The organism is Dysgonomonas hofstadii, from assembly GCF_014196915.1.
Taxonomy (GTDB): Bacteria; Bacteroidota; Bacteroidia; order Bacteroidales; family Dysgonomonadaceae; genus Dysgonomonas; species Dysgonomonas hofstadii.
On the sequence record NZ_JACIEP010000036.1, the window covers coordinates 1 to 4,770 of the forward strand.

Genomic DNA, 4,770 nt, shown 5'->3' on the forward strand with positions numbered 1-4,770 from the left:
TGAAACAATTGATTGCTCGAACTTACAAACGAAGAATTATGTGCTAAGGATAACAGCAGATGATATGTTTGTAAATGAAGTGGTTATTAAAAAATGATAGTTATGAAAAAGAAAATACTTTTATGTTTCACTATTGGATTAATCTTAAACCCATGTATAACTATTGCTCAAGATCAGGAGTCAACCGGTCAAAAAATAAATATTTTGACCCCAAATGCCGAAAGTTTTAGAATATACGGAGATATACCGGTTTCTTTATACACAGGTATACCTCAGATAAGTATTCCTTTGCATACCATTAATCTTGATCATTCAAATATAGACATTAGCCTCAACTATCATGCCTCAGGATTCAAACCTGAAAATCATCCCTCATGGGTAGGATTAGGCTGGAACTTAAACATTGGAGGTGTTATAAACAGAGAAATTAAGAACGTCGTCGATGAGACTAGTATGGAAAATACAATTGATAATGGTCTTGGATTTTATTATTCTTATAGTATATTGAATAAGAATAATTGGTATATTCCAAATGATCCAATGAGTGTGAATAATGAATTCCATCACAGATATTGTGATATTGATACTCAGCCTGATGTTTTTAGCTTTAATTTTCTGGGGTATTCAGGGAAATTCTATATAAACCATTTGGGAGAATGGATAGTAGAATGTGATGCTCCGGTAAAAATATTGTTTGATGACCAAGACATCCAATCGGGTGAGAAATTCATGGATAAACACTTTCGAAAATTTACAATTATCGATGACAAAGGTGTAAAGTATATATTTGGAGGTGAAAACGCAATTGAGTATTCTCAAAGTATGTTTCCTAAGAATTCTAATTATGAACGAGGATGGCGAGCCGTTAGCTGGTATTTAAAAGAAATCATTCCTCCGGTAGGAGAACCTGTCTATTTTAATTATGAAAGAGGCCCATATCAATCTACATTTTCTTGTATGGGTAAATATAAGCCACAAAGAAGGTCGGGAAGTTACCAAAATACGATGTATGACTATGTATTGGGGGATTATATTCATGGGGGAGTGTCAGGATCAATAATGTCTCCTGTATATTTAACTTCAATCGCTTGCCCCGAAAAGAATCTGACCATTTCGTTTGAAACATCTAGAAGTAATGATCTAATTTATCCTGAGACAAATTACAGGGATTTTTTCTATAAAGACGGCAGTATTATTCCTTCATATTTCCTGGGTTTTAATGTAACAGCAAATATTCCATATTTCCAAAGAAATCCTGATGATGAAAGAAAAGCTTCGCTAAGTACAGGTACCGGTCAGTTTAAGGATCGATTTATATGGCTAAAGCTAAATAAAATTGTATTAAAATACACAGATGAAAATAATTTGGAAACAATTTCCAAAAATATACAATTTTCATATATTGAAAGACCGGATATCCGAAGAAAATTATCATCTGTAAGTATATTATATCCATTATCAATCAATCCGGAAACATATACCTTTGAATATAGCTATAGTTTACCTCCGAATATGATAAAAGAACCCGAATATTTATCTGAATATACAGATAACTGGGGATATGCGAATAATAAATTCTTATGGAAAGAAGAAGATCAAAAGAATAGACCGAAAACATCTGAAAAAGAGAGAGCTAAACTGGCGATTCTAAGTAAAATAATATATCCTACTAAAGGATATTCGATGTTTGTGTTTGAAAATCATGATTATTCTGCTTACGTGCCGATATCAGAAAATGCCAATTATTTATCATATACGAATAACACTTTTGCAGGAGGATTGCGCATAAAAAAAATAATAAATGTTCCCCAGACAGGAGAATATACAATTAAAGAATATTCCTACCTTAAGATTAACAGAGATAATGTATCCAGTGGCATATTGCATTCAAATCCAGCATATTTTATTTCTTCAGGTGATCTGCTTTTTGATAACTCAGGTACTCATATCACTTATTCTTCGGTTCAGGAAAAATATAAGAATGGTTCATTTAAGGCAACCCATTTCATAACTGAAGAGGGAGGATTACGCTTAGGAGAGCCCATCTCTTCTGTTTTTGATGATCTGCCTGTGTATACTAATGGAGATTGGAAAGCCGGAGTACCTCGTAGTAGAAGAGATATAGAGCGGGGAAAAGTATCTGACGAATATTATTGTGATTCCTTAGGGAAAATATATAAAAGTATACATTATTCATATGTAAATATTGGTAAAGAGCCTTCAAATAGTATCAGAACCTTAGACCCTGCATATATGACAGTATACTATCCTGGTCAAGATGATGGGTGGCTTTCTGTTGATCGGTATAAAAAAGGAGCTGCAGCACATTATTATTACTGCTATGCTAACAAATTGAGTTCCATCCGCGAAATCCAATATAATAAGAACTCATCATTTTTTTATGGTAATACTGCTACGATGCCCCCTGCTTCTGATATTATATTAAGTAGCAAAAGTATGGAACACGATGAAAATAAACAATTGGTAAAAGAATCAACTATAAATAGTAATGGGAATATAAATGAAACAATAATTAAATATCCATATACAGAATTAACTCAAAGCATATTTTCTACGATGGTTGAAATGAATATGCTATCATATCCTATTTATCAAAAAACATCTGTAAATAATATTCTTCTAAAGCTATATGAATATAACTACTCTCTCCTTAATAACAAATATGTTCAGTTAACTTCTATAAAAGAAACCTTCAGGAATAATACAAGCATAATAAGTAGTGAATTAAAATATAATACTATCGGTAAATTAATTGAAGTCAAAGACTATACCGGGCTTCATCAATCATACCTATGGGATTACAAAGGACGTAATGTAAAAGCAATTTTAAATAACTTAAGCGTGGATGATCTAAAAAGGGAGATATCTGATAATATTATAAATTGTTCAATACAAAATATGAATTGGAATGATTTATTATCTCAACTTCAAATCAAATTTCCAAATTCATATATCAAATCGTATAACTATAATTATAAAGGAAATATTGTTAAAATAACGGCAGAAAATCAGATATCCATCTATTTTGAATATAATACCGATGAAAAACTGGAAAGTATAAAAGATCAGAACCTTAATACTACTGAGAGTTATTTTTATAAATATAATCCGGAATTTATCAATAATAATATTTATCTGAATGAGTTTACAACTATTTCTGCCGACAAACTATGTGCTGTCGGCTATATACCAGCCCCAGGGTCGAGAGCAACATTAGATATTCCTGCGGGAACTTATATTTCAACAGTATCACAAGCCGAAGCGAATCAGAAAGTTTGGGATCAGCATTATCAGGAAGTAAAAGATATTGCAGAGGCTCAGGGAAGTTGTATAATACATGAAGAAATAAGTTTGTCGAATACCACAAACTCAAATATCCAGACATTTCGTGCATACATAGAGGGCGACAGCTTGGTCATTGGCTATATATACCTGAACTGGACTGATGCTTTTAATTATTCTTCTCCAAATGTTTTCAATGGGTCTGTATCTGTCGCTGAAATCAAGGACAGAGCTTATATCCCTACCCAAACGACTTTCGTAGATTATGAAATGTATGGTAATATATGGACAATATGGGTTGAATATAATGGAAATGTCTATATTCGGCTGAAACAAATGAATGCTTCTAATATGATTCCCAGATGGCAGGATGGATTTCAAATAGGTTCTGATTTATGTTTTCCTTTAAATTAAATAAGTAAATCATAAACAGTATGACTACCATTATAAAACCAGTAATTAACAGGCTATGAAAAGACTATATATAATTGTTTTATTGATGTCAATAATCTCAATAGGAATATTGGCGCAATCCACCGGTCAGAACTATATCCACACCCGCACCTTCACCAGTGCCACCGGCAGCAATTACCTCGATGCCGTGCAGTATTTCGATGGACTGGGCCGTCCGGTACAAGGTGTACAAAGTGGTATGACCCCTATGCAAAAAGACCTGGTTTCCCTGCAGGAGTACGATAGTTTCGGCCGGGAGAGTAATGCATGGCTACCCGCCGCCATTGACAATAACAACGGGGCTTATGTAAATCCGGCAACAGTAAGGGCGCAAGCTGTTGCGACCAATAGAAGCGATCAGAAACCTTATTCAATGCCGGAATACGAATCCTCACCCCTGAACCGGGTAGTTAAACAATATGGTCCCGGCGCAGACTGGCAGAATACAGGAGCAGGCAAAGCCGTACGTACCGCTTACCTGACCAATATAGTAAATGTAGATACTCTGAACTGTAAACGCTACCGGATCGAAGAAACGGCAAACGATACAATCCTGAAGCTGGTTTATGTAGATAACTACGAAACCGGCCAACTCTATGTCACCCGCACGGAAGACGAAGAAGGCAATACCTCTTTCGAGTTTAAGGACAAACTCGGACAAGTAGTTCTCACCCGTCAGATCATATACAATGGCAGCAACAAGAATCCGCATGACACCTACTATGTATACGATGACTTCGGCAACCTCAGGGCGGTGTTGCCACCCTTAATGTCTGATGTTGTTAAAAACTTCTCTGAAGGAACAGCCTGGTTGAGTGATGGAGTTAGTATTCAGACCTATCGGTATTGCTATCTCTACAAATACGACAACCGCAACCGCTGCATAGCTAAAAAACTCCCGGGCTGTTCCTGGATCTACTATGTCTACGACAAAGCCGACCGGTTGATTTTCACCCAGGACGGCGAACAACGGCTAAAAGGCGAATGGACCTTCTCTATCCCCGATGTATTAGG

The 4,770-nt window shown here is 35.3% G+C and carries 2 protein-coding genes; both read left to right on the forward strand.

Annotated features, from left to right (window positions below; genetic code table 11):
- The first annotated feature begins 102 nt into the window (after positions 1 to 102).
- A complete protein-coding gene (locus tag GGR21_RS20705; RefSeq protein WP_183309139.1) occupies positions 103 to 3,717 on the forward strand; it encodes a DUF5977 domain-containing protein in 3,615 nt (1,204 codons plus the stop codon).
- Between the two features lie 85 nt (positions 3,718 to 3,802).
- Positions 3,803 to 4,770 (forward strand): DUF6443 domain-containing protein (locus tag GGR21_RS20710; protein WP_221233054.1); only part of this gene is annotated, 968 nt, incomplete at its 3' end.

Bases quoted from the DNA above. Each gene is read 5' to 3' on its own strand.
- GGR21_RS20705 (WP_183309139.1), top strand. From the start codon at position 103: ATGAAAAAGAAAATACTTTTATGTTTCACTATTGGATTAATCTTAAAC.